Genomic DNA, 741 nt, shown 5'->3' with positions numbered 1-741 from the left:
AGGTCGACCAGGGCAACTGACCAGCCGGCAGCGACGTAAGCGCGACCGAGCGCGTCGCCCAGGATCCCGAATCCGCTGGTGATGGCGACCACTTTCTTCGTCGAGCGTCCCATTCAATTTGCCGTGAAGACCGGTGCGCGCTTCTCGCGGAAGGCGTTCACGGCTTCCTGATGGTCGGCCGTGATGTTCGACAGGCCTTCGTAGGCGATCGATGCGTCCATGATCGAATGCGCTACCTGCTTGAGGCCGATATTAATCGAGGCCTTAGTCCACTGGATCGCCTGGGACGCGCCCTTGGCCAAGCGCTGCGCCATCGCCGCCACCCGTTCATCGAGCTGCTCGGCCGGCACGGCGTAATTGATCAGCCCGAATCGTTCGGCCTCGGACGCGGTCAGCAGGTCACCCGTAAGCAGATATTCCTTGGCCTTGGCATAACCCATCAACTGCGGCCAGATCACGGCGCCGCCGTCGCCGGCGACAAAGCCGACCTTGACGTGCGGGTCGCCAATCTTGGCGTGGTCGGCGGCATAGGTCAGGTCACTGAACAGGGCCAGGGTTGCCCCCAGTCCGATGGCATGGCCGTTGATCTTGGCGATGATCGGTTTGGGACAATCCAGCATCGAAAACACGATCTGCTTGGCACGCTGCATACCGGCCGCGAAGAGCGATGGCTTGTCGATCAGACGCTGCATGTCCTCGATGTCGCCGCCGGCCGAAAACGCACGCCCGGCACCGGTCAGC

The 741-nt window shown here is 62.9% G+C and carries 1 protein-coding gene; it reads right to left on the bottom strand.

The window, feature by feature from the left end:
• Positions 1-113: 113 nt before the first annotated feature.
• The coding region (locus tag I5W_RS13020; RefSeq protein WP_044529545.1) for an enoyl-CoA hydratase/isomerase family protein at positions 114-741 on the bottom strand (628 nt) is incomplete at its 5' end.

The sequence above is a fragment of the Herbaspirillum sp. B65 genome (assembly GCF_000333555.1).
Lineage (GTDB): Bacteria > Pseudomonadota > Gammaproteobacteria > Burkholderiales > Burkholderiaceae_D > Herbaspirillum > Herbaspirillum rubrisubalbicans.
The sequence above is the reverse complement of the archived record's forward strand: the minus strand, read 5'-3'. Positions and strand labels throughout refer to the sequence as shown.